Raw genomic sequence first — 24,274 nt, 5'->3', positions numbered from 1 at the left:
ACTCCGGTCCCATGCAGAGCATCGATCCTGAGTTGTGCTTCAGCACTTACTCCGGTCCCACGCAAAGCGCTCCGGCCCCACGCAACGCTACTTCTTGTAGATGATCTGGTAAGTGCCTTCAGGCATATGCGGCGTGCCCCAGACGGCCACTTCGCGCTTGTACGGCAGCGGGTACTGCGCGTTCGCCTCCTCGATCTCGCGTGCGAGGCGGTGGCCCGTGAAGGTCGCATCGGCGATCAGGCGCGGCGCTTCAGCATCGCCGATCAGATACACCGCCTTGACGCCCTTGCTCTCCCACTGGTCTTGCTTGGCCTTGATCTCGCGGTACAGCGTGTCGTTCGAGCGGCGGCCGGTGACGAGCACGAGCGAATCGAATTCGAGCCAGCGGTGCGTCCTGTTGGCCTCGCGCGGCAGCTGGCCCGCGCCCTTGTAGGTGCGCCGCGAGCCGTCGCCCCAGATGTTGTAGATCTCGATGTGGCCCTTCTCGATGCGGCTTGCGAAGTGGTCGCCCAGCTCCGTCACGTGCAATTCGTGCAGCCGGCGCATCATGTTCGGATACTCGAGCGTGAAGTGCATGTAGTTCGCGAGATGCACGCCGCTCACGATCGTGACTTCATGACCGGCCGCCGCGAGCTTTTCGGCGAGGCTGGGCGCCATGAAGTAGGTGTCCGCGTTGAGGATCACGACGCGCTTGCCGATCGGTTTCTTGCCCGCCACCACCTGCTCGGGCGTCAATTGATCGCACTGCGAAGCATCCGCGCCGGGGATCGGATCGTGTGTGAGGCAATTGGTGCCGTCGCCGACCCAATGCGCGCCCGTGGCGATCACGACCTTCTCCGCACCGTAGTCGAGCACGTCGGCGGCACTGAGCGGCTTCACGCCGAGCGCGAGCTGGCTCTGCCGGTTCTTCTTCAGGAGCCTGGTGATCTGCGTCTCGCGGTAGTCGCGGTGATAGCCCCATTCGCCGAGGCCGGGCAGCGTGACCACGCTGTTCAGATGGCCGCCGATCTTCTCCGCACTATCCACGAGGTGGACCGTGTAGCCGCGCTGCATCAGCACACGCGCGCACTCCGAACCCGACGGACCCGCGCCCACTACGAGCACCGAATCGTCGGACTTGGACTCCTCGAACTTCTCCGGGTGCCAGCCGCGGCGGTACTCTTCGCCAGCGGTTGCGTTCTGCGTGCAGATCATGGGCGGCCCGCCGATTTCCCAGCGCGAGATGCAGACGTTGCAGCCGATGCACACGCGAACGTCGTCGACGCGGCCTTCCTCGATCTTTTTCGGCAGGAACGGATCGGCGATCGAAGGACGCGCTGCGCCGATGATGTCGGCATAGCCCTTCGTGACGATTTCGGTCATCTTTTCCGGATCGGTGAAGCGGCCCACGCCGAGCACCGGCTTCTTCGAGACCTGCTTGATGAATCTGGTCCACGGGACCTGATGGCCCTGCAGGTAGAAGCGCGACGGGCCAGCATCCTCGCCCCACTCGGCGATGTCGCCCACGTCGACGTCCCACAGGTCGACGAGCGGATCGGCCATTTCGACGAACTTCATGCCGTCTTTCTCGACTTCGACGCCGCCGCTGCCGTAGAGCGTGTCCACGGCGAAGCGCGTGGCGATGGCGCAGTCGCTGCCCACGGCGCGGCGCACCTTCTCGAGCGTTTCGAGCCAGAAGCGAGCGCGGTTTTCGAGCGAGCCGCCGTAGCCGTCGGTGCGCTTGTTGTAATAGGGCGAGAGGAACTGCAGCGGCAGATACGAGTGCGCGCCGTACACATAGACGATATCGAAGCCGGCGTCGCGCGCGCGCAGCGCCGCCTCGACGTAGAAGTGCTGGACGTCGCGGATATCGTCGAGATCCATCTCCTTGCAGTACGTGAGCGTTTCGAACTCCGAAGCATACTGGCTTGGACCGCGCGGCGTCGCGCGGCTTTCCATGCAGGGCGCGTGTGAGCCGCCGTACCACATTTCGATGCCGGCGAGCGCGCCGTACTTGTGCACTTCCTGGGTCATCGCGCGCAGGTTGCGCACGTCGCCCTCGTCCCAGATGCGTGCTGAGAGGCGGTGCGTGTCGTCCGATTCCGGATGGATCGAGCAATATTCGGTGTTCATCGCCGCCCAGCCGCCTTCGGCCTTCATCGAGCGGTGCGCGGCCTGGAAGCCGGGCAGGTTGCTGCCCGCGCCGATGCAGTGCGGGACTTGATAGAAACGGTTGCGCAACGTCTTCGGGCCGATCTTGAGGGGCTCGAACAGCACGTCATAGCGGGGATCGCGGGGCATGGAAACGTGTCTCCTGGTGTGTTTTTCGGCTACGTGGTGGCTGCATGAGTGGCTGCATGAGTCGATGCTCAGGCCGCGACGCGGGTGCGCAGGCGTTGCGGGTCGTAGAAGGGTGTGCGGGTGACGGCGCCGGTGAAGGTGCCCGCGGCGTCGCGAATCTCCACCTTGGTGCCGAGCGCCGCATGCGAGGGTTTCAGGTGCACCATGGCGAGCGACTGCATCAGATACCGGCTGAACGTCGCGCTCGTGACGACGCCCACCTGCTCCTTGCCGATGAAGATCTTCGCGCCCGCAGCGACCGCGCCGTCGTGCTTCACGAGCACGCCGGCCTGCCTGAAGCGCTCCTTGCCGCGAGCGGCAAGGAGCGCTGCCTTGCCGACGTAGTCGCCGGGCTTGTCGACGTCGATCATCCAGTCGAGGTTCAGCTCCCACGGCGTGACGTCGCCTTCGGGCATGTCGAAGGGGTAGAAGAGCAGCGCGGCCTCGATGCGCGCGAGCTCGAGCGAAGTCCACGAGGCCGGCACGATGCCGTGCGGCTTGCCCGCCTTGAGAATGGCGTCCCACAGCGCAATGGCGTCGTTCGCGCTGCACGAGACTTCGAAGCCCTGCTCGCCGGAATAGCCACCGCGGGAGATGATGATCTTGCGATCGAACAGCTTCGTTTCGACGTGCGCAAAATACGGCAGCTTTGCGATGTCGATGCCGATGTGCGGCTGCAGGATGGCCGCCGAGCGCGGGCCTTGCAGCGACAGCATATGCACGTCGAAGTCCTGCTGCCATTCGACGTCGCGGCCTTGCGCGGCGCGGCGCAACTGCGCCTGGGTGATGCCGCCGCCGTGCGAGATGCGGTATTGATTCGGCGCGTCGTAGATCACCATCAGGTCGTCGCAGATCACGGCGCGCTCGTCGACTTCGGCGGCGAGCCGTGCGGTGCCGGGCTTCATCTTCGTGACGTCGATGGCGCAAATGCTGTCGATCACGGCGCAGGCATCGGGACCGCTCACGCGCAGGATGTTCAGCGCGCTGATATCGTAGAGGCCCGCAGTGGAACGCACCGCGACCACTTCGTCGTTCGGGTCGCTGTGGTAGTACCAGGGCAGCGGCATGTCGTTCCACATATCGCCGTCCAGCTTCGAGCCCAGTTCGCGATGGCGGATATTCAGAATTGATTGCCTTGTCATAGCGTTTTCCCGAGGTTGAGAGCCTTGCGTGACTTGCATGAGTGAAGACCGACGCGTCTGGGCCGGTTGGCCTCGACGAGGGCCGCTGGAGAGTCGCTGGATGGCAATCAGTCTGGGTCGTTAAATTCGGCATCACAATCGCCCCGAGGCGCTACCTCGAAGTGGGTAGGCCCGCTACTTCGTTGCGCCGCGCGAAGCTTTCAAATGCGCCGCAACACGTTGTATCGCGTCGCCGTGCATGTGCACAAATGCGCGCTGCACGCCCGTCACATGGGCATTGCGCTGCATGGCCAGCGCTCGCATGCACCCTCGCGGGCGTAGCGCGGGGGCTACCCCCAATGAATCATTGATCTCCCTTTTTTGCTCGCCGATTCTGTTTCTACAGATTCGCAGCCATGCATGCGCGTGTCCGGTTCAGGGTCTTCCCTGAGCATCGGTGCAGTTTCTTCCGGACGCTCACGCGGCTTTTGCCGGCCACGCGCTCACCCTGACGTGAGGATCAATGGGCATGAATGGACCAAAGGCGATACCAGTACGTGTCGAACGAGTGGAGAGCATCACGGCTGATATCAGGCGCTTCACACTCGTGTCGGCGGATGGAGGAGGCTCCTTGCCGGCCTATTCCGCAGGCAGCCACGTCGTCGTGACCATGCACGGCGACGCACGCACCTGGCGCAATGCCTACTCGCTGACGAAGCCTGCGGGCGCGCGTGACGCATACCAGATCATGGTGCGCCGCGTGGCCGCTTCGCGCGGCGGTTCGGCCTTCATGCACACGCAGGTGCACGAGGGCACCCAGCTCGAAATATCGATGCCTTCGAACTTCTTTCCGCTCGCAAGACGCGCGGCGAAGCACGTGATCGTTGCAGGCGGCATCGGCATCACACCGTTCCTCTCGATGCTGCCGGAGCTGGCCGCGAGCCGCGCGTGCGTGGAGATGCATCTGTGCTGCCGCCCCGAGGATGCCGAGGCACTGCAGGCATTGATCGACGAGCGCATCGCGGGCAACGTGACCGTGTACACCGATCTTCAGGATGCCGAAACGCGCTTCGGCTCGATGCTCGCCGCACAGCCGCCCGGAACCCATCTCTATACCTGCGGCCCGTCCGGTTTGATGGAAGGGCTCGCTCAGGTCGCGCGCTCGCTCGGCTGGCCCGACAGCCACTTTCACCAGGAGAGCTTCGGCGGCGCGTCGCACGGCGAGCCGTTCGTCGCGGTGCTGGCGAAGAGCGGCTGCGAGGTGGCCGTGGGCGCCCACCAGAGCCTGCTCGAAGCGCTCGAAGCGGCCGGCATCGACGTGCCGTACATGTGCCGCGGGGGCGCCTGCGGAACCTGCACGCTGGAAGTGCTGGAAGGCGAACCCGAACATCGCGACTTCTTCCAGAGCGCCGCCGAACGCGCGACGAACTGCAACGTGCTGCCCTGCGTGTCGCGTGCGCGCAGCGAGCGTCTCGTGCTGAACATCTGATGATGAATACGAGGAAGCCCAACGCCATGTCCATAGCCTTCAAGCCCGATGAGTCGTTTCGCGACATCTATACGTATCGCAACAGCGACGAAGCGATCCTGCGTTTTCCGTTTCCGTTTCCGGAAGACAAGTACATGTATTCGGTGAACATCGAGCCGCATGCGAGCGGCGAGCCCGGCACGGTGTTCCGGGCCGCGTTCGACGTCGACGAGCACTACATCGCCGAATGCCGCGATCGCGCGTTCACGCTCGAGTGCGATCCGCTGCGCTGTCAGGTGCTGGAACACATGGACGCCGCCCAGTGGGACACGCTCGAGCTCATCATGGAAAGCCTCGCACGCGATTACCCGGAGTATTTCCAGCTCGAGCGCAATGGTGAGCATGGCGAGCGCTGGACCTGGACGAACCGCCCGCTGCGCCTGACGCAATCGTTCGTGTTCGGCGACGCCGCCACGCTGCCGTGCCCGCCGTTCGAATACATCACGCGCCAGGCGCAGGGCGACTTCTGCCTGCTCGATCAGCGTGAGGACAACCTGTTCATGGACGGCGGCACGGTGACGACCCAGGCGGACTGGTCGCTCGACTTCGATCTCGGCATGAGCTTCACCGAGTGGCACGGACCGGTGCCGCTCGCGCATCAGGCCGGCATTTTCGAGCGCGCGCTGAAATTCTTGTTACGCCTGCAACCAGGCGCGCCGGTGCGGCGGCTGAACTGGACGATGACGGTCAACCCGCGCCTCGACACCTCGCCCGAGCATTACCCGGAGTGGGGCCCCGACCGCGCGAGCATCACGCCGGAGAACATCGGCCGCAAGCTGTATCTGCGCGTCGAGCTGCAGACGCTGTTCAGGCTGCCGCGCAGCAACGCCATCCTGTTTTGCGTGCGCTGCTATCTGATCGGCCTCGACGAGCTCGTGCGCGTGCCGAAATGGGGTAAGCGCCTGCACCGCGTGCTGAACACGCTGCCGCAGGAGCTTGCCGAATACAAGGGGCTGGTCCGCTATCGCGAGACCGCGCGGCAATGGCTCGCGCAGTTCGACGACGGTGCGCCGACCACGCTCGGCACCCAGTCCGAGGTCGACCGCTTGAGCGATTCGCTCAGCAAGTCCCACGTGCGGCCAAGTTTTGCCTGTTCCTGAGTCATTCGTGGCCATGCCGCGTGCCGTGCCAGCGCCGCCTTTCACGCGGCGCTGGCATACGGCGCGCGACAGGGCGACGGGCGCATCCCTGCATTTCGTATTCCGGCCACCGCCCAGCGGTCCCACACCAGAGAAAGGAAGACACATATGAATGCGATTCCCGAAGACTTCGCCGGCGAACCGGAGGGTTCGTTGCAGCGCAAAATCAGCTGGACCGGCGCGTTCTGGGTGGCAAGCGGCGTGCCGGCGCTGGTGCTGTTCTCGATCGGCTCGATTGCGGCGACCGTCGGCAAGCTCTCGTGGGCCGTCTGGATCATCTCGATCGGCCTCGGCTTCATCCAGTCGTTCTCGTATGCGGAGATCGCCGGGCTCTTTCCGCACAAGTCTGGCGGGGCGTCGGTCTACGGTGCCATCGCGTGGGTGCGCTATTCGAAGCTGTTCGCGCCGCTCTCGGTGTGGTGCAACTGGTTCGCGTGGTCGCCGGTGCTCGCGATCGGCTCGGGGCTCGCGGCGGGTTACCTGCTCTCGATTCTCTTTCCAGCGGACTCGGCCATCAACACCTGGCAGATCACGCTCGTGAGCCTCGACTGGCTGCGCTCGGGCCTGAGCCTGCGCATTAACGCGACCTTCATACTCGGCGCCGCGATCCTTCTGATCACGTTCGCGATCCAGCACCGCGGCATCATGAACGCCGCGCGAATCCAGACCATACTCGGCGTCGCGGCGCTGATTCCGCTGATTCTCGTGGGCACGGTGCCGCTCTTCACCGGCGAGGTGCCCTGGCATAACCTGTTTCCGCTCGTGCCGTTTGCAAAGGACGGCGCAGGGCAGATCATCGACGGCACGTGGGGGCGCGCGGGCGTCACGCTGATGGCCGGGGGGCTGTTCGTCGCCGCATGGTCGACCTACGGGTTCGAAACCGCCGTCTGCTACACGCGTGAATTCCGTGACCCGAAGGTCGATACGTTCAAGGCAATCCTCTACTCAGGTCTCCTGTGCATTTTCGTGTTCACGGTGGTGCCGCTCTCGTTTCAAGGCGTGCTCGGCCTCGGCCACCTCGTCACGCCCGAGGTGAAGGATGCCGCCGGTAATGTGGTGACGCCCGCCGTCTATAGCGGCATGCTCTCGCCGGACATCTACAGCGGCATGGGCGTGGCCAAGGCGATGGCGCCGATGATCCAGGGCGGCCTGCTGGTCGAGCGTGTGCTCGTGGTGATGCTGGTGCTCGCGCTGGTGCTCGCGATCATGACATCGATGGCGGGCTCGTCACGCACGCTGTATCAGGCTTCCGTGGACGGCTGGCTGCCGAAGTATCTCTCACACGTGAACGAGCACGGCGCACCCACGCGTGCGATGTGGACCGACCTGTGCTTCAACCTGATCCTGCTGATGATGTCGGACTACGTGTTCGTGCTCGCGATGTCCAACGTCGGCTACATCATCTTCAACTTCCTGAACCTGAATGCCGCGTGGATTCACCGGCTCGACCGTGCGGACTGGCACCGGCCGTTCCGCGCGCCCAACTGGCTGATCGTGCTCGGCACGCTATTCTCCTTCGTCAATCTCGCGCTGCTCGGCATGGGCGCAGACACGTGGGGCGCGGGCACGCTCAAGTCGGGTCTGTTCTTTGCCGCGCTGATCATCCCGGTGTTTCTGTTTCGCCACTACATCACCGACAAGGGGCATTTCCCCGAAACGATGAAAGAGGACATGGAGCTGGCCGGCAGTGGCAGCGTCGTGAAACGCGCCGGGATTCTGCCTTATCTGACCGTTGCGGCCGGCATTGCTGTAATCGCAGTGACCCATAGTCTCGCGATCTACTGATACCCGCATCCCAGGAGGGCGCGCACGATGATGATGTCGCTTAACAAAAGCCGCCCGGTGTACACGCCGCTCGAAGCCGATCCGCAGGGCACGCAGCACTGGCTCGTGGCCTCCGGCGCGACTGAGGCGGACCGCGTGCGTGCGTTGAAGGTCCTGAGCGCGCTGGGCCCGGCGTCACTCGAAATCTGGTCGGTCGACGAGGACCTGGCGCACGCGGGCGCCGCCTGCGCGCTGCGCGACGCCGTGGCGCGCCGCTTCGACGGCGAGAGCGAGCTGCTCGGCGCGCTCGGCGAGGCGCTGCTCGGCGCGCGTGTGGGTATCCGTCTCTACGCGCTCGGCACGGAGCCGTTCATCTGGTCAGTGTGGCAGATAGCGGAGCGTTGCGGCATCGCGCCCGAGGCGGTGAGGGTGCAGCATAGCGGGAGCCTGCAGCGGCGCGTGTACTGCATCCACTGCCGCACGATGAACGAAGCCGTCACGACCAACGTGGCGCCCTGCGCCGGTTGCGGCAGACAGTTGCTCGTGCGCGATCACTTCTCGCGGCGGCTCGCCGCGTTCATGGGCGTGCAGGCCGATGCCGAAGCGCCAGGCGAATTGCCCGCTATCGAGCACGCTTATCCGTAGCGGCAGCGACGCCGCTTTTCACAAGGCTCGCGCGTCACATTGCGTGAGCCTTTTCCACTCTCGTTCCATAGCTGAGCAGCGTTGGCCGCGTGTATCGGTTTCGCGGCGAGAGATGCAAAGGCATTCACCGCACGGTGCCGCTCGTTCCAATGCGCGCATGTTGCGCGAAGGAGGCCGGCACGAACGTGACCACGATGCGCGAGCTCGGCTCGTTCGAGCGGATGTCGAGCCGCCCTCCGAGACTGCGCGAGCGCTCGCGCATGATCGAGAGTCCGTAGTGATGCTCGCCGCCCGATTCGGTGGCGATGCCACGGCCATCATCCCCGATCGTGACGGTCACCTCGCGCTCGTTCGACGAGAGCGTCACGAGCGCGCTCGACGCCCGCGCGTGGCGCACGACGTTGGTGAGCGCCTCGCGCACGATCTGCCCGATGTGCAACTCCTCGTTGACCGTGAGCCGCACGCGGCGGATGCGGTTGTCGACCGAGATCTGCACCTCGCTGCGCGAGGACAGCTCTTCGGCGACTTCCTCGAGCGTTGCCGCGAGGCCGCGCGCATGCACCGACGTACGGAACGTGGTGAGCAGTTCGCGCAACTGGCGATAGGCGCTGTCGATCCCTTCGCGGATCGCACGTGCGATCTGGCCGGTGTCGCTTTGCGAGAGCTCGTCGGGCAGCACGGCCTGCAGCCGCGCGAGCTGGATCTTCATGTACGAGAGCGATTGCGCCAGCGAATCGTGGAGCTCGCGTGCGATCGCGTTGCGCTCCTCGAGCAGCGTCATGCGCCGGTCTCGCACGTCGCGGCTCAGGTTGGAGATGGCGTGTGCGAGCACGCTCGCGATCGTCTCCAGCAGATGCAGATGACGCTGCTCGTAGCGCGTGTCGGCTTCGCCTTCGCCGATCAGCACGCCATACGTGCCAGAAGGCACGCGCACCGGCGCCGCGAGGACCGTCAGGAGCTCGTTCGACTGGCTGTGCGGCAGCGAGCGCACGCCGGAGAGCGGCATCAGCTCGCTCACGACGCGCTCGCGCACGATATGCGGCGCGAGGTCCGCTGGCGCCACGATGGCGTCCACGCCGAGCAATTGCGCCGAGGTCTCGGAGAGCACGAGCGCGATGCGCTGCACGCGCAGGATGCCGACGAGCCGTTGCAGCAGCGCTTCGAGCGTGCCGCCGGTGGGGGCGTCTTCGGCGAGTTGGGCGCAGATATAATGCAGCAGATCGAGCGACTGGTCCGCGAACGCGATGTGGTCCTCGACGATGCGCTTGAGCTGGGCCGATTCGTCCTGCTCGCTGCGTAGCCGCGCCACGAGCCCATTGAGCACCGTGAGCAGCCGGTCGATCTCGTCGCGTCCCGCGGGCACCGCGTGACCGACCTGGGCGAGCATGTGCAGGGGCAGCGCCGGGCGCAAGACGAACGCGCGCCGCGCGCCCCAAGCGAGCGCGAAGATGCCCGCGAACAACAGCGCGGCGGTGCAGGCCTCGAGCAGCGTGATGATGGCCTCCAGCGCGTCGCCCTGGCGATCGATTTCGATCTTGAGCGCATCGAGCATCTCCGGGGTCGCGTGCGAGGCGTCGAGCGCGGCCAGCTGCGCGGCGATGAGTGACGTGGGCGCGCCACGTTGCCGCCAGTGCGTCAACAAAGTATCGTTGCGTACGAGCTCTGTGGCCTGGGTGTTCAGTCCGGCGGCGGTATTGGGAGTAACGGCAGCGATGCTCTTGGCGATGCGGCGCAACCTGGCGGTATCGCCCACCGTGATGGCCGCCTGCTCGTAGATGGCCTTGTTGTCCAGCTGAACGCGCGTGCAGACGAACAGCAGCGCGATCAATGCGACGAGGCAAGCGAGGACGATGCAGGTTTTCGCATAGAGCGGATAACGGCGCAGCCAGGCACGGTCGACGGCATTCATCTGGAGACGAGTAGCACGAGTAGCGAAGAGGGTACTGACGGGCTCTGACTGCCACGCCCGGTTGCGGATTCGCGAGGCCAACGCATGATGACAGTGTATCTGTTTTCCACCACGCTACTGGTGCTGGTCATGGGGCTGGTGCTGCCGCGGCTCGGACCGGGGCAGGGCGTCGACGTGCTTCTCTATGTCGCCATCGCCTTCGCACTCGCGCTGGCAAGCGGGCTGCTCGGGCTCGCCTTCACGTTCGGCGCGAAACGGGCGGTGCGGCGCGGCATGCGCAGCTCCGCGGCGCCCGAGCTCAGCGCGTTCGCCGAGAATCTGTCCACGCCCGCGGTGCTGCTCGACAACGACGCAGTGGTGTTCGTCAACGACGCATTTCTGAAGCATGCCCGCTGGGAGCACCACGTCGACGAGATCGTCGGCATGCCGTTCGGCTATCTCGTGCATCCGCAGTCGCTGCTGGATCTGACGAAGCTGCTCACGCAGGCTGGCGGCGAAGACGAGCGCACTTCCGGCTCATTGCGCCTCGCATACGGCGACGGCACGTTCAGGCGCCATCCCGTCACCGCGCTGCGCGGCGGAGGCTCGCGGCTCACGCTGCTGCAGTTCCCGGCGCCTTACGCGAGCGCCGAGGCGCAGCGTAGCGTTGCGCAGATCCAGCAGCACTGCCAGGAGGTGGTCGCGCAGTTGCCGCAGGCGCTCTTTCGCATCGACCGCGAGCAGAATCTGATCTTCGTGAATCCCGCATGGCGCAGCATGCTGCGCATCGTCGGTGGCGGTGGCGAAGTTCCGCCGCTCGCTGGCTTCGTGCATCCCGAGGACCGCGCAACGCTGGGCGCGCGGCTCACAACGCTGCTCGACGGCCACATCAGCGAGCTGATCACGGTCGTGCGCATGATCCGCGCCGACGAAACCATGTTCCATGTCGAATTGCGCTGCCACGCCGTGGCGGACGAGGAGGGGCAACTGATCGGCGCGGTCGGTCTCGCGCTCGACGTCTCGAACAGCCGCCGTAACGAGGAGGCGCTGCACGCGAGCCGCCGCAGTCTGCAGCATGCTGCTCGCGAACGTCCGCGCGATGATTTATCGCGGGCAGAACAATCGCCACTGGTCGATGGAGTTCGTGAGCGAGGGCTGCTTCGAGTTGACCGGCTACGAAGCGAACGAGCTGCTCGACGAATCGGTGATGAAGTTCGTTTCGCTCATTCATCCCGAGGATCGCGAGTTCGTCTGGAACGAGATCCAGGCGCGCGTGGCGATGGGCGAGCCCTACGAGGTGACGTACCGCATCGTCGATCGCTCGGGCCAGACCAAATGGGTGTGGGACCAGGGGCGCGGCATCTTTTCCGCGCGCAACGAGCTGCTGGGCCTGGAAGGCTTCATCATCGAAGTGACGCGGCGCCAGCTCGCCGAAGAGAGCGCGCGGCGCAGGCTCGTGTTCGACCGCTCGACGGGCCTCACCAATTCCGCCATGTTCATGGATCGGCTGAGCTTTGCGGTAGCGTTCGCGCGCCGCAATGGCCAGCCGTGCGCGGTGTTTGCGGTTCGCGTGGCCGACTTCGAGAAGGTGATGGGACGTTTCGGTACGGAGTATGCGGACCGCGTGCTGGTGGAACTGGGCCGGCGCCTGGAGACGATCCAAAGCGACCTCAATTGCGCGACATTGCTCGACAAGCAGGATTTTGCGATCATGCTCACCGGCTTTTCGGCGTCGGCGCTCGCGTGGTGCGAGTGCGAGTGCGCGGAGCAGGTCGCGGCGCTGATGCCCGACAACAGCACGGCGGCGTTCGATATCCTCGCGGAAGGCTTGCGCGATATCGTCGGCCGTCCGTTGCGCGTCGAGGGTCACGAATTCTGTGCTACTGCACAGGTCGGCTGGGCGCTCGCGCAGGGCGAATTCTCAGGCGCGCTCGACATGCTCGACAGTGCCCTCGCGGCGGGCGAAGCCGCGGGCACAGGCCGCGCGCCGGGCACGCCAAATCAACAGGGACAGGCAGATGACGAAGCGGGCTGAGCAGCACAAAGGGGATGCGCCACCGGTGGCAGGGGAAGCGCCCGATCACTCAATGTCGATCGAGCACTTCATCGGCAAGGTCGTGCGCGAGAACCGCACGAATCAAGGTCTCACGATCGCCGAGCTTGCCGAGCAGAGCGGGCTTTCGCGCAGCATGGTGTCCAAGATCGAGAACGGCCAGGTGTCGACCAGCCTCGAATCGATGGTGAGCCTCTCTCGTGCGCTCGGCATCTCGATGTCCACGTTGTTCCGCAATTTCGAAGGTCAGGAGGGCAATGCGCAGCACGTGAAGGCTGGCAAGGGCATGGAGGTGGTCCGGCGTGGCACGACCAGGGGCCACACCTATCATCTGCTCGCCTACGATCAGGGGCCGGCCAAGCTGTTCGAGCCGTTCCTCATCACGATGGATGACGAGTCCGAGATCTTCCCGACGTTCGAGCATCCGGGCACTGAATTCATCTACATGCTGCAGGGCAAGATCGAGTATCGGCACGGCAATCGCAGCTACCTGCTGCAGCCCGGCGACGCATTCACGTTTCGCGGATCGGTTCCGCATGGGCCAGAGCGCTTGATCAAACTGCCGATCCGCTTCATTACGATCATTATGTACGGGCACGCTGTCGGTTCGGAATCCTGAGCATCGGTGCAAGATCCGCCGTGGCAGCAGCAACTTATGGTTGCGCATGACACAGTAGCGACGCTGCGCATTCACTCGCGGTGCGCCGCTTACTTCGTGGTTCGAAGCGCTGATCTCCTGGCGGTTCTATCCAGTGGTGCTGGCTCTGCAGGCCATGCGGGGTGTCCAGTTTGACACCCCGACTCGTACCCCAGAGATCGGCGCTTGTCCTTGATACCCCTCGAAAACCCTGGTTCATCCGGCCTTTTTGATTCGTTGACATATGACGTCTTACCTAATACCTTGTGCGTATCGTGTCCGACAAAGCCGCCATGGTCTTCTGCAAAGCAGCAATACGGCTTGAGATAGCGTCATCCCGGACCCGACAACGTTTTTCAACCTGTCGAACCCGCAGAGGAATTAGATGAACATCTCGCACCAACCCAAAACTATCGTGGTGGCCTGTTGTATGGCCGCTGGAGCATTCCTGGCTAGTTCAGCCGCACACGCCGCGGATGTAACGATCGGCTTTGCTGCTCCACTGACGGGCGCGTCCGCACACTACGGAGTCGATCTGAAGCGCGGCGTCGAGCTTGCCATTGACGATGCCAACGCAAAAAAGCTCGTGATCGCCGGTCAGCCTGTGCACTTCGCAATCGACGCGGAGGACGATCAGGGTGATCCGCGGATGGGCTCGCAGGTCGCGCAGAAGCTCGTCGACGAGAAAGTCGCGGGCATCGTTGGTCATTTCAATTCGGGAACGAGCATTCCGGCTTCGCGCATCTACTACAACGCGGGCATTCCCATGGTGTCGCCAACGGCGACCAATCCTACGCTGACATCACAGGGTTTCAAGACGGTTTTCCGTGTCACCAATTCCGACGCGCAGATGGGGCAGCTTGCCGGCCATTCGGCGGTTCAAACATTGAAGGGCAAGAGCATTGCCGTCATCGACGATCGGACGGCTTTCGGGCAGGGCATGGCAGACGAGTTCGTCAAGGGGGTAGAAGCGGCTGGCGGGAAAATTGTCGATCGTGAATTCACCGCCGACAAGGCCGTCGACTTCAAGGCTCAGTTGACACACATGAAGTCCTTCAATCCGGATGTCATTTTCTGGGGGGGACTCGATCAGCAGGCGGGAATGCTGATCAAACAGATGCGTCAACTCGGCATGAAGGCGACGCTGCTGGGTGGCGGTAGTTTTGAAAACGATACTTTCCTGAAAGTCGCGGGCGACAGCGCGGAAGGGGCCGTTTCATGGGACTACGGTGTGCCCTTGTCGAAGCTGAAGGCGGGCAAGGAATTCGACAACAAGATGAAGGCGAAGTACAACGAAGGCGTGGTGGCCTACTCACCTTCGGCCTACGACGCGACGTGGGTGCTGATCAACGCGATGCAGAAAGCAAACTCTACGGACCCCAAGGTATACGGTCCGATGATCAAGTCCGTTTCATTCGAGGGCGTTTCCGGAAATATCGCATTCGTGCAGAACGGCGACATGAAGGATCCCGCCGCGACGTTCTATAAGGTGATCGGTGGGAAGTGGGTTCCGCAGGCGGTTGCCTATGGCGACAAGGTTGAGCCAATGCAGAACTGACGGCAACGCAGATCGGCTCGGACGACGGTCGAGCGAAGCGTCACGCCTCGTACCGTCGCCCGGCTTTTGTCGTGTATGGAAATTGACAACGAAGTACGGGAGCATAGCCAAAAAAACAAAATGCCCATCAGGGATGATGGGCATTTCGCGTTCCTAACGGAATCCAGATCCGGCAAATAAGGCTTGCTTACGCCGCTCGCAGATTGCTATATGACCAGAGCGATAACGCGCCCGTTTGGCACTGGCGACATTCCCACGCTATTCAGCGCGAGTACTCGAAAGATGGTGGTAGCGCTCAAGGCTCTCGTTCAGATGCCGTCGCATGGCACGCCGCGCCGCTCCTTCGTCTTGCCGTTCGATAGCCTCAAGGATGTCACCGTGCTCGCGCTGGATACGTCTGATGTACGTTTTGCGTTCCTTCACGTCCGCTTTCGCGTGCTTGAGACGCAAATCGATAATGATCTCCTGACCCAGGGTGCGGAGAATCGACGTGAAGTGCGGATTTTCCGAACAGGTCGCGACAGCCAGGTGGAACTCGAAATCCGCGCGCGCGCATGCGGCGTCGTCGTCCACCGCGGCGATCTCCATGCGGGCGTAAACTTCCTTGAGCGCCTTGAGATGATGTTCTGATCGGCGCATTGCCGCGTGGGCTGCGCACTCGGTTTCTACACCGATACGCAGTTCCAGCACATACATCGAATTGTTCAGCGTGGTCGAGTCGATGAAGTTCGTTTCGCCGGACTGAGTGGGCCGCTCGGCAACGAACACGCCAACTCCATGGCGGGCAATGAGCCGACGGCCGAGCTTGAGCGACGCAACGGCTTCACGTACTACCGTCCGGCTTACACCGAACTCATTGCAGAGTTCGGGCTCGGTCGGCAGCTTCGCGCCTGGCGCATATTCGCCCCGGTCAATCTTGTCGTTCAGTGCCTGGATGACCAGTTCGGTCAGGCTGCGGCGCTTTCCAGAGCTTGCCGCATTCTTCAGTAAGGTTTCAGCGTCCAGATTCATTCCGTTTGCTCCGCACCGGATCAGGAGTGCGCTGCAATCTCGGCTGCAGGCGTACCGCGCCGGCATGGGTGAAATGTGTCTGACCTGCGGCGTGTGACATATTACGACTTTACCACATTGATGAATGCCTCGTCGCCCGCCCCACGGCGCGCGTGAGGCGAGCCATTGATGCCGATCAAGCGTAGATGTAGCCGCCGCTGACGATGACGTTTTCGCCGGTCGCGTAGGTGTTGCGGGCGCTGGCCAGCATCACGACCCACTGCGCGATTTCTTCGGGCTCGGCCGCGCGGCCCAGCGGATTGGCGGCGGCGAGTTCACCAAGGAAGCCTGCTTTCTTCGCCTTGTCGGTCGCGAACCCCGCAGGTGCGACGGAATTCACGAGGATGCCGTCCTTTGCGACTTCCTCGGCGAATGACCTGGTCAGACTCACTACGGCGGCCTTGGTCGCCGCATAGTGCGCGTTTTGCGGATGGGCCTTGAACGCGTCGACGGAAGTGATATTCACGATGCGGCCCGCAATATGCGCTTCGACCTTCGGACGGTTGCGCATATGTTCGATCGCGGCAACCATCATGTGATAGGTGCCCTTGATATTGACCGCGTTCTCGAGGTCCCACTCGTCATCGGAGATCTCGAGAATCGGCCGGCGCGGATAGATTGCTGCGCTGTTGATCAGGCAATCGACGCGGCCCAGCGCTTCGAGCGCTTTGCGGAAAACTTCCTGCGCGGAGTCCTTGCGCGTAATGTCGCCTACCGCGCCGAAAACCTGGTGGCCTTGTTCCTTCAGCGCGCTCACGGTCTCTTCAAGAAGCGGTGCGTTCTTGTCGATCAGCGCAATGCTTTCTGCGCCCTCCGAGAGCATCAGCTTTGCAACGGACAGACCAAGGCCGGAGGCGCCACCGACGATAACAACTCGTTGATTCTTCATGATTCGAATGTGTCCTGTTTCAAGGTACGTTGATTACTTGACCGAGACGATCTGCGAGCCACCTGCAGCCTGATCGGTGGGGAAGACTTCCATGCGCGACACGTCGACGGCATCGGGCAGCGCGATGGCCATAGCAATTAGTTCTGCGATGTTCTCTGGCTGGATCGAACGATAGGCGTCGTAGAGCTTTTCGTTTGCGCCGTCAGTGCCGAGTGCGGTGCGATAGAGGCTCGTCTGCACGCGGCCAGGCGCGATCTCGGTGACGCGGACTTTGGTGCCGAGCAGATCGCAACGCAGCGAATCGCAGAACATGCTGATCGCAGCCTTGGTCGCACCGTAGACCGCCGTGTTCGGATGCGGAAAGCGGCCGGCGCTCGAGCCCACAAAGAACAGATGTCCGCGCCCGCGTTTGATCATGCCGTCGAGGGCCATATGTGCGAGGCGCAGCGGCGCACGCAGATTGATATCGATCATGCGGTCGATATCAATGAGGTCGCTCTCGCCGAATTTTGCAAGCGCCGGAAGAAGCCCCGCGTTGTTGACCACGATGTCGATTTCGACACGCTCGAACAGCTCGCGCAGTGGCGTGGTGTCTTGCAGATCGACAACGATCGGCATGACGTTGCATTCGCTTGCGAGCGCATCGAGTGCTTTGGCGTCGCGGCCGAGCGCGTAGACCTGTAGCCCGTCGTTGGCGAGCCGCTGTGCAATCGCACGTCCGATACCGCTGGACGCACCTGTGACCAGCGCGGTCTGATAGGAATGGGAAGTCATGTTCTTGCCTCGAAATAGATTGGCGACAAAACTCAGATCACACCTTCTTCGAGGAACGGTTCGTTCCTGACCACGCGCTCATAACCGAGAGGCGAAAGATCGAGCGATCGATATTTTTCATAGGTGATCAGTTCACTCAGACCTCGACCGACAGCAGGTGCCTGCTGAAGACCGTGACCGCTGAAGCCATTGGCGAACAGGAAGTTGGTGACTTCCGGGTGTGGCCCGACTATCGCGTTGTGATCCAGCATGCAAAAGTCGTAGTGGCCTGCCCACGAGTTGACGACCTTGATTGCCTCGAACGCGGGGATGCGTTCAGCAAGTGCAGGCCAGATGATCTCTTCAAACTCGGCGTGGATGACATCGAAATCGTTGACGTCGGCTAGCGGGTCTGGGTCCGGATAGCAGCCCGTCAGGTAATACTGCCCCTCCGGACGGAAGAAGATCCCCGTCGTATCGATCGTGAGCGGCACCGTGCCCTGCAACGGCGTGCGGCAGTCGAAGACGAACAGGCAGCGTTTTCTCGGCTCAACGGGAATATCGAGGCCGGCGAGACGTGCCACCGCGGGGCCTCGAGTGCCCGCTGCGTTGACCATGAGACCGCAACCGATCGTTTCGCCGCTTTTGAGCCTGACGCCCGTGATCTTCGCGCCTTCGCGAATCACCTCGACCACTTCATTTTCGATGTATTCGATCCCGAGCGCACGTGCCTTTTTGCGCATACCCTGCAGCAGGCCGTAACTGTCGAACCAGCCTTCGCCGCTTTGTCCATAGACGCCGTTCACAAGTCCATCTGTGTTGAGCCAGGGGAAGCGGATCTGCAGTTGTTCCTGATCGAGCAGGACGACGTCGGCGCCGTTCTCTTTCTGGGTTGCGTAGTTACGCTCGAACATCGGCGCACCCTTGACGTCGCCCAGGTACAGATAGCCGTTTTCCTTGAACCCGAGTTCGGGCGCATCGCCCTCGACCGCGACCAGCTCGTGGAAGTTGCGAATAAACTCCGTGCCGAACTGGGAGATCTTGATGTTCAGCGGATTTGAGAACTGATGTCGGATCGACGCGCTCGACAGGGCGGTGGCAGACTGCGCATAGGTCCAGTCGCGTTCGACGACGAGAACCGAACCGTTGAAGTCCGGATTCTTCGCCAGAAAATAAGCGGTCGCGCTTCCAACGACAGCGCCGCCGACGATGACGACATCGTAGTGTGCCTTTGATGCTTGCTGTGCCATCTCAATGCTTCCAAAAGGTCGGTCGGATAGAGGCGCTCACTTGGTCTTCGGATCTTCGAAGTGTCCATCGGCGGCGAACTGACCGCCCTGGAAGCGAACGGCCGGATGTCGAGGATCGCCAACGGGCGTGCTCGCATACACCTCAGCGCGATACGCATCGGCGGAGTCCTTCGGGCGGTAGCCGAGATAGGCGACCTGCGTGTTGTCCCAGAAGTTCGCGCTGTTGTTCGAGTTGCCGTAGACGATCATATGACCGACGCTCGGCGTCATGATCGACTGGATGCACAGGTGCGAGAAGTCATCATAGGAAAGCCACGTCGCGAGCATGCGGCGGTCTGTCGGCTTCGGAAAGCACGAGCCAATGCGCAGACAGACCGACTCGATGCCGAACTTGTCGAAGTAGTAGCGCGAGAGGTTCTCCACAAACGTTTTGCTGACGCCATACAGGCTGTCGGGTCGCTGCGGCGCGTTTGCATCGATGGTCTGCGTGCATTCGTAAAAGCCGATCGCATGCACCGAGCTGGCGTAGATGACGCGCTTCACACCCGCCTGGCGCGCGCCTTCATAGATGTTGTAGCTGCCCACGATGTTCGAATCCAGAATCACCTGGAACGTGTTTTCGCGCGGTGCGCCACCCATATGGATCACCATGTCGACGCCCTTGAGCATTTCGAATACTGCATCCCGGTCTGCGAGATCGCAGATGAAATGTTTTTCGTTCTCGCGCACTTCATCCAACGGCTGGCGGCCATGCAAACTGAGCGTTTCCGCGTACGGACGGATCGATTCGCGCAGCACGGAGCCCAGCGCTCCGCCAGCGCCTGTGATCAGGATGTTCTTGAACGGCGGCTTGGAAATATCGGTCATGTGTCGCTCCTTTACTGGTTGGTCGAAGCGTTCAGCGCATCTGGCGTGACGCCATAGTCGTCGCGCAACTGCGCTTCGGAGATGTACTCGTTGCGGATATCGCGTAGCAGTGCTTGCTTATCCCGCTGGCTCGGTGCGCCTACGCCGCCACCGCCCGGCAGTGACAGGACAACCCGCTGATGCTCGGCGACGGCCTGTGTTCCTTTGCCCTTCATTTTCGTGCCATCCGACAGTGTGACCTGACCCGGCGCGCCAGACTTGCCACCCGATTGTCCGCGTGCCGGATGATCGATGCGGTCGAACATCGCGTTGAAGCGGAAGTGATAGCCGGCGCGCGGTCCGATTTCAACGATCTGGCCCAGACCGCCACGCAGCTTGCCTGCGCCACCTGAACCGGAACGCATTTCCTTGCGCCACACGACGATGGGCCCGACCTGTTCCGTCGCTTCGACCGACATGGCGTGCACGCCACTCGGGAAGGCTGTGGCCGACAGGCCATCGAGTTCCGCCCGCGCACCCGTGCCGCCGCTGTTGAACATCAGGATTTCGCTGCCCTTCAGACCCGAATCCTCACGTACCGGGCGCGCGCTGACATGCAGGTTCCACAGTGCGCCGGAGCCTTCGGCGGGCACGCGATCGGGCAGGGTCTTGTGCAGCGCGCCGAGCACCAGGTCGGGCACAAAATGACCGAGCACGTGGCGAACCGCGACCGGGCTGGGCCGTTGCGCGTTGAGAATGCAGCCTGCCGGCGCCTGAACGCGGAACGGTTCCAGCGATGCCGCGTTGTTCGGCACTTCCGGCGCGATGATGCACTTCAGGCCGTAACAGGCGTATGCCTTCGCATACAGCAGCGGTACGTTGATGCCGTACGGACTGGCGGGCGAAGATCCGGCGAAATCGGCCAGCAGATGATCTTCGCCGACGGTGAGCGTCACATTGAGCTTGACGGGCGTGTCATAGCCGTCGAGCGTCATCTCGTTCGTCTGGGTGCCCTTCGGCAGTGCGGCGATGCGCTCGAGCGTCGCTTCGCGGCTGCGCGCCAGAATGAACTCGCCGATCCCCTCGACGTCATTCAGATCGAACTCCTTCAGCATGTCGAGCAGGCGCTTGTGACCTGTTTCGTTGCACGATGCAAGTGCGTAAAGGTCGCCGACGACCTTATCGGCTTCGCGCACGTTGTTGCGCAGGATATTGATGAGGTCGCGATTGACTTCCCCGCGTTCGATCAGCTTCATGATCGGCACGAACAGACCTTCCTCGTAGATTTCCCGCGAATCAGGGCCGAAGCCACGCCCGCCAATATCGACGACGTGTGCGGTGCTGGCAAAGAAGCCGATCAGCTCGCCCTTATGGAACGAAGGCGAGACGACCGTGAAGTCATGCAGGTGCCCCGTGCCCTTCCACGGGTCGTTGGTCAGGTAGACATCGCCTTCGTACATCCGGTCGAGCCCGATGGCGTTCATGAAGTGCTCGACGGCTTCGGCCATCGTGTTCACGTGGCCCGGCGTGCCCGTGACAGCTTGCGCCAGCATCCGGCCGCGTTTGTCGAAAATGCCGGCTGACAGATCGCCCGCCTCACGCACGCTGGTACTGAACGCCGTACGGATCAAGGCCATGGCCTGCTCTTCAACGACAGAGATCAGGCGGTTCCACATCACCTGCATGTGAATCGTGTCGAGATTACTGATAGACATGTTGGTACTCCTGATTACCGGGCGGCGTTGAGTTCTTTAGCGACCACAAGCAGACAGCCATCCGGCTGGACCGTCGCGTCGAAGGAGGAGGTGACAAGGGTCGACGTTTCTGGCTCGACAATAATGGCCGGACCCGTCACCGTTTCTCCCACCTTCAGGGAGCCACGTTCGACAATCGCCGCGTCGACGAAGCGATGCAGGGCCGCGTCGAAGATCTTGCGGGTCTTCGGCGGGGCCACGGTGTCGCGGGACGTTACCAGTTGCAAGCGCTCGACAGGCGGAAGCGGCGAGCTTGCCTTGACGGCCCAGCTGACGATTTCGATATCGAGGCCTTCGATCGGGCGGCCGAAGAACTGGGTGTAGGCCTTGGTGAACGATTCGGTGAAGCTCGCGCGATCCTCGGCAGTAAACCGGCGGTGCGCAATCATGACGGGAATCTCCCATCCCTGACCGACGTAGCGCATGAAAGCCTTGATTTCGACGAGCGGCTCCGCGTCGCCCGAGCCCTGACGCGCGAAGTGCACCGCCTCAGTGCTCAACTGATCGACGATCTCATTGAGCGCGCTCGCGTCGAATTCATTGAACCGCATGCTCGCGCTGCGCACGCTCTCATAACCGAACGGCGCGCGCAGAAAGCCGATAGCCGAGCCGACCCCCGCGCCTGGCGGCACGATGAATTTCCTGATGCCGCTTTTTTCACAGAGACGCGCAGCGTGAAGGGGACCGGCGCCGCCGAAGGTGATCATCGTGTAGTCGCTGATGTCCTTGCCGCTTTCGACAGCATGAACGCGTGCGGCGTTGCTCATGTTCTCGTCCACGACTTCGGCCACACCGTACGCCGTTTCATCAGCGCTGAGACTGATCGCGCCGCCTACTTCGTTGACCATTGCCGTCGCCGCGTTGTCGACGGATAACTGGATCGAGCCGCCTGCGAAGTTCGCGGGGTCGAGTCGCCCGAGCAACAGATCGGCATCGGTCACGGTCGGCTGCGTGCCGCCGCGCTGGTAACAGGCGGGACCGGGCTCGGAGGCCGCGCTGTGCGGACCGACACGGATCTGGCGCATCACATCGAGCGAGGCAATCGAACCACCGCCAGCGCCAATTTCGACCATTTCGACAACGGGAATGGAGATCGGCATGCCGCTGCCTTTCTTGAAGCGATAGGTGCGGGCGACTTCGAAGGTGTTGGCCGTCTTGGGCGTGAGCTCGTCGATGAGGCAGATCTTGGCAGTCGTGCCACCCATGTCGAATGAGAGAACGGTATTCAGATCGTAGCGCGCCGCGATGTGCGCGGCGAAGATCGCACCGCCCGCCGGTCCCGACTCGACCAGGCGCACCGGAAACTCGGATGCGCTTTCGATCGACACGATGCCGCCGCCCGAGTGAATGATGAAGATCGGACAAATGGCGCCCGCCTCACGGACCTTGCCGAGCAGCCGGTCCAGGTAGGACTTCATGATCGGTCGGACATAAGCGTTGGCGCAAACGGTGTTGAAGCGTTCGAATTCACGGATCTGCGGCGACACTTCGCTCGAAATAGACACCGAGACGTGGGGCAGACGCTTTTCGATTGCATCGCGCATCTGGCGTTCGTGCATGCCATTGACGTACGCGTGAATGAAGCCGACGGCGACGCTTTCATAGCCGCCTCTTTCGATGCGAGCGACGATGGCATCGATCTCGGCCTCGGTAGGGGCGAGCAGGACGCCGCCTTGCGCGTCGATCCGTTCGCCGAGCGTAAAACGGTCGCAGCGTTCGACCAGCGGAGGCGGGAGCTTGATGTTCAGATCGTACTGTTCGAACCGGTTCTCGGTGCGCATCTCGATCGTGTCGCGGAACCCCTGCGTCGTGATGAAGGCGGTCTTCGCACCGCGTCGTTCGATGAGAGCGTTGGTGGCCAGTGTCGTGCCGTGAATGATGACGCCGATGTCCTTCAGCGCAATGCCGGCCTTGTCGGCAACGATGCCGATGCCCTTGATGATGGCGCGCTCGGGCGCCGTGTAGTCCGTAAGGACCTTGGTGGAAAAGAGCTCTCCACCGAGTTCAAGCGCGACGTCGGTGAACGTCCCACCAATATCCACACCAACCCGCGCCTTGTCGTGACTGGCCACCATGACTCTCCTGTTTAAGACCTGTGACATGCGCCGGGCGGGAAGCCCGGCGAAAGTTCCTGTCGACGGCGATCGGAGGGAGCGCGTAGCCGATACCTTGCGCCTTGCCACCCGACCCATCTCCTCCTGGCTTGACGGCCGTCCAAGCCGTTATTTTTCGCCCGTTGACATATGATGAGTGACGTCTTACAGTGCTGTCAACATGAACAAAAAAATTTTGCACTCCGGGGTAATTTTCATTCGGCATCTCAAAAATGTAAATGGCTGTTTTTAAAAGAATTTAAGCGTTGTTGATGGCGAGGGTGAGCGTCGGGAACGGGCTGGTATCAGTAACAGTACCTATAGGCGGAAAGTTTCGGAAAACCTAGTTTTCAGTTTTTTTGGAGGAGATTGAGGGCGGGTTCCGGTGGGTGGGTCGTGAGTTGTTTGCGGCGCACTGTTTCTGTTTTTTGTCGTCGCGTCGGCGAGTGAGCGCCGGCCCGTTCGGCCACATTGCTCCCGTGGGGCATCGCGAGGTATGGGTGGATATCTTTATTCAGCAGATTCTCAACGGACTGGTGCTTGGCAGCGTTTATGCCATCATCGCACTGGGCTACACGATGGTTTACGGCATTCTGGGCATCATCAACTTCGCTCACGGCGACGTGTTGATGGTGGGCGCAATGGTCGCGCTCTCCGCCATAGGTGTGCTGCAGAACCACTTCCCCGGCCTCGGCAACGTGCCGACGCTGGTCATCGCGTTGATCATCGCAGCGGCGGTCTGCTCGGTGGTCGGCTACACGATCGAGCGCGTGGCCTACCGGCCGTTGCGCAAAGCGCCGCGTCTCGCGCCGCTGATCACGGCCATCGGTGTGTCGATCCTGCTGCAGACGCTCGCGATGATGATCTGGTCGCGCAACCCGCTGCCGTTCCCGCAGCTGTTGCCCACCGACCCGATCAACGTGATCAAGGCCACCGACACGACGCCGGGCGCCGTGATCTCAATGACCGAAATCGTGATCATCGTCG

Annotated in this window: 19 protein-coding genes and 1 pseudogene; 9 read left to right on the top strand and 11 right to left on the bottom strand. The window is 62.5% G+C overall.

What is annotated here, in order from left to right:
• Window positions 1-87 precede the first annotated feature (87 nt).
• A complete protein-coding gene (locus BN2475_RS14905; RefSeq protein ID WP_094780279.1) occupies window positions 88-2,280 on the bottom strand; it encodes an oxidoreductase in 2,193 nt (730 codons plus the stop codon).
• A gap of 68 nt (window positions 2,281-2,348) precedes the next feature.
• Window positions 2,349-3,461: an aminomethyl transferase family protein gene (locus BN2475_RS14900; protein ID WP_094780278.1), complete on the bottom strand. Its 1,113-nt coding sequence runs from the start codon at window positions 3,459-3,461 to the stop codon at window positions 2,349-2,351.
• A gap of 610 nt (window positions 3,462-4,071) precedes the next feature.
• On the opposite strand from BN2475_RS14900, the gene BN2475_RS14895 reads away from it, so the two are divergent.
• From BN2475_RS14895 to BN2475_RS14880, 4 genes are all read left to right on the top strand, one after another.
• Window positions 4,072-4,929 (top strand): PDR/VanB family oxidoreductase, encoded by an 858-nt coding sequence (locus BN2475_RS14895; RefSeq protein WP_483874391.1) that lies wholly within the window; start codon window positions 4,072-4,074, stop codon window positions 4,927-4,929.
• Window positions 4,930-4,955: 26 nt separating this feature from the next.
• Entirely contained in the window at window positions 4,956-6,068 is a 1,113-nt protein-coding gene (locus BN2475_RS14890) for a heme-dependent oxidative N-demethylase family protein (protein WP_094780374.1), read from the top strand.
• Window positions 6,069-6,215: 147 nt separating this feature from the next.
• Entirely contained in the window at window positions 6,216-7,892 is a 1,677-nt protein-coding gene (locus BN2475_RS14885) for an APC family permease (protein ID WP_094780277.1), read from the top strand.
• A gap of 27 nt (window positions 7,893-7,919) precedes the next feature.
• Entirely contained in the window at window positions 7,920-8,516 is a 597-nt protein-coding gene (locus tag BN2475_RS14880; RefSeq protein ID WP_245841329.1) for a dimethylamine monooxygenase subunit DmmA family protein, read from the top strand.
• A 124-nt stretch (window positions 8,517-8,640) separates the two neighbouring features.
• Here BN2475_RS14880 and BN2475_RS14875 read toward each other — a convergent pair whose 3' ends face one another.
• On the bottom strand, window positions 8,641-10,425 hold the full coding sequence (locus BN2475_RS14875; protein WP_094780276.1) for a histidine kinase: 1,785 nt from the start codon (window positions 10,423-10,425) through the stop codon (window positions 8,641-8,643).
• A gap of 114 nt (window positions 10,426-10,539) precedes the next feature.
• On the bottom strand, window positions 10,540-10,872 hold the full coding sequence (locus BN2475_RS35540; protein ID WP_245841328.1) for a hypothetical protein: 333 nt from the start codon (window positions 10,870-10,872) through the stop codon (window positions 10,540-10,542).
• On the opposite strand from BN2475_RS35540, the pseudogene BN2475_RS35535 reads away from it, so the two are divergent.
• The 4 genes and pseudogenes from BN2475_RS35535 to BN2475_RS14860 all read left to right on the top strand — a co-directional run.
• Window positions 10,849-11,379 (top strand): annotated as a pseudogene (locus BN2475_RS35535) (PAS domain-containing protein); the annotation flags it as partial. The gene BN2475_RS35540 and the pseudogene BN2475_RS35535 sit on opposite strands and share 24 nt — an antisense overlap.
• A gap of 100 nt (window positions 11,380-11,479) precedes the next feature.
• A complete protein-coding gene (locus BN2475_RS35530; RefSeq protein WP_245841327.1) occupies window positions 11,480-12,439 on the top strand; it encodes a sensor domain-containing diguanylate cyclase in 960 nt (319 codons plus the stop codon).
• 52 nt (window positions 12,440-12,491) lie between these two features.
• The gene (locus tag BN2475_RS14865; protein WP_094780275.1) at window positions 12,492-13,076 is read left to right on the top strand and encodes a helix-turn-helix domain-containing protein; all 585 of its coding nucleotides are present in this window, start codon (window positions 12,492-12,494) and stop codon (window positions 13,074-13,076) included.
• Between the two features lie 403 nt (window positions 13,077-13,479).
• On the top strand, window positions 13,480-14,652 hold the full coding sequence (locus BN2475_RS14860; protein WP_094780274.1) for a branched-chain amino acid ABC transporter substrate-binding protein: 1,173 nt from the start codon (window positions 13,480-13,482) through the stop codon (window positions 14,650-14,652).
• 258 nt (window positions 14,653-14,910) lie between these two features.
• On the opposite strand, the gene BN2475_RS14855 is transcribed toward BN2475_RS14860, so the two are convergent.
• From BN2475_RS14855 to BN2475_RS14825, 7 genes are all read right to left on the bottom strand, one after another.
• Entirely contained in the window at window positions 14,911-15,663 is a 753-nt protein-coding gene (locus BN2475_RS14855) for a FadR/GntR family transcriptional regulator (protein WP_094780273.1), read from the bottom strand.
• A gap of 175 nt (window positions 15,664-15,838) precedes the next feature.
• A complete protein-coding gene (locus BN2475_RS14850; protein WP_094780272.1) occupies window positions 15,839-16,591 on the bottom strand; it encodes an SDR family NAD(P)-dependent oxidoreductase in 753 nt (250 codons plus the stop codon).
• 33 nt (window positions 16,592-16,624) lie between these two features.
• Window positions 16,625-17,365: an SDR family oxidoreductase gene (locus BN2475_RS14845; RefSeq protein WP_094780271.1), complete on the bottom strand. Its 741-nt coding sequence runs from the start codon at window positions 17,363-17,365 to the stop codon at window positions 16,625-16,627.
• A 32-nt stretch (window positions 17,366-17,397) separates the two neighbouring features.
• Entirely contained in the window at window positions 17,398-18,594 is a 1,197-nt protein-coding gene (locus BN2475_RS14840) for an NAD(P)/FAD-dependent oxidoreductase (RefSeq protein WP_094780270.1), read from the bottom strand.
• A 36-nt stretch (window positions 18,595-18,630) separates the two neighbouring features.
• Window positions 18,631-19,461: an NAD-dependent epimerase/dehydratase family protein gene (locus BN2475_RS14835; RefSeq protein WP_094780269.1), complete on the bottom strand. Its 831-nt coding sequence runs from the start codon at window positions 19,459-19,461 to the stop codon at window positions 18,631-18,633.
• An 11-nt stretch (window positions 19,462-19,472) separates the two neighbouring features.
• Window positions 19,473-21,155, bottom strand: coding sequence for a hydantoinase B/oxoprolinase family protein (locus BN2475_RS14830; RefSeq protein WP_094780268.1), 1,683 nt, complete (start codon window positions 21,153-21,155; stop codon window positions 19,473-19,475).
• 14 nt (window positions 21,156-21,169) lie between these two features.
• Window positions 21,170-23,269, bottom strand: a complete 2,100-nt coding sequence (locus BN2475_RS14825) for a hydantoinase/oxoprolinase family protein (protein ID WP_094780267.1) — start codon at window positions 23,267-23,269, stop codon at window positions 21,170-21,172.
• A 518-nt stretch (window positions 23,270-23,787) separates the two neighbouring features.
• On the opposite strand from BN2475_RS14825, the gene BN2475_RS14820 reads away from it, so the two are divergent.
• Window positions 23,788-24,274: branched-chain amino acid ABC transporter permease (locus tag BN2475_RS14820; protein WP_425435534.1), on the top strand; the 487-nt coding region annotated here is incomplete at its 3' end.

This window comes from Paraburkholderia ribeironis, assembly GCF_900019265.1.
Classification (GTDB): domain Bacteria; phylum Pseudomonadota; class Gammaproteobacteria; order Burkholderiales; family Burkholderiaceae; genus Paraburkholderia; species Paraburkholderia ribeironis.
This window is presented reverse-complemented; position numbering and strand designations above follow the sequence as displayed.

Coding starts and splice junctions, on each gene's coding strand:
- BN2475_RS14860 (WP_094780274.1), top strand. CDS start 13,480: ATGAACATCTCGCACCAACCCAAAACTATCGTGGTGGCCTGTTGTATG.
- BN2475_RS14855 (WP_094780273.1), bottom strand. CDS start 15,663: ATGAATCTGGACGCTGAAACCTTACTGAAGAATGCGGCAAGCTCTGGA.
- BN2475_RS14865 (WP_094780275.1), top strand. CDS start 12,492: ATGTCGATCGAGCACTTCATCGGCAAGGTCGTGCGCGAGAACCGCACG.
- BN2475_RS14885 (WP_094780277.1), top strand. CDS start 6,216: ATGAATGCGATTCCCGAAGACTTCGCCGGCGAACCGGAGGGTTCGTTG.
- BN2475_RS14825 (WP_094780267.1), bottom strand. CDS start 23,269: ATGGTGGCCAGTCACGACAAGGCGCGGGTTGGTGTGGATATTGGTGGG.
- BN2475_RS14840 (WP_094780270.1), bottom strand. CDS start 18,594: ATGGCACAGCAAGCATCAAAGGCACACTACGATGTCGTCATCGTCGGC.
- BN2475_RS14875 (WP_094780276.1), bottom strand. CDS start 10,425: ATGAATGCCGTCGACCGTGCCTGGCTGCGCCGTTATCCGCTCTATGCG.
- BN2475_RS14890 (WP_094780374.1), top strand. CDS start 4,956: ATGTCCATAGCCTTCAAGCCCGATGAGTCGTTTCGCGACATCTATACG.
- BN2475_RS14830 (WP_094780268.1), bottom strand. CDS start 21,155: ATGTCTATCAGTAATCTCGACACGATTCACATGCAGGTGATGTGGAAC.
- BN2475_RS14835 (WP_094780269.1), bottom strand. CDS start 19,461: ATGACCGATATTTCCAAGCCGCCGTTCAAGAACATCCTGATCACAGGC.
- BN2475_RS14880 (WP_245841329.1), top strand. CDS start 7,920: ATGATGATGTCGCTTAACAAAAGCCGCCCGGTGTACACGCCGCTCGAA.
- BN2475_RS35530 (WP_245841327.1), top strand. CDS start 11,480: ATGCTGCTCGCGAACGTCCGCGCGATGATTTATCGCGGGCAGAACAAT.
- BN2475_RS14905 (WP_094780279.1), bottom strand. CDS start 2,280: ATGCCCCGCGATCCCCGCTATGACGTGCTGTTCGAGCCCCTCAAGATC.
- BN2475_RS14845 (WP_094780271.1), bottom strand. CDS start 17,365: ATGACTTCCCATTCCTATCAGACCGCGCTGGTCACAGGTGCGTCCAGC.
- BN2475_RS14900 (WP_094780278.1), bottom strand. CDS start 3,461: ATGACAAGGCAATCAATTCTGAATATCCGCCATCGCGAACTGGGCTCG.
- BN2475_RS35540 (WP_245841328.1), bottom strand. CDS start 10,872: ATGCACGAGATAGCCGAACGGCATGCCGACGATCTCGTCGACGTGGTG.
- BN2475_RS14850 (WP_094780272.1), bottom strand. CDS start 16,591: ATGAAGAATCAACGAGTTGTTATCGTCGGTGGCGCCTCCGGCCTTGGT.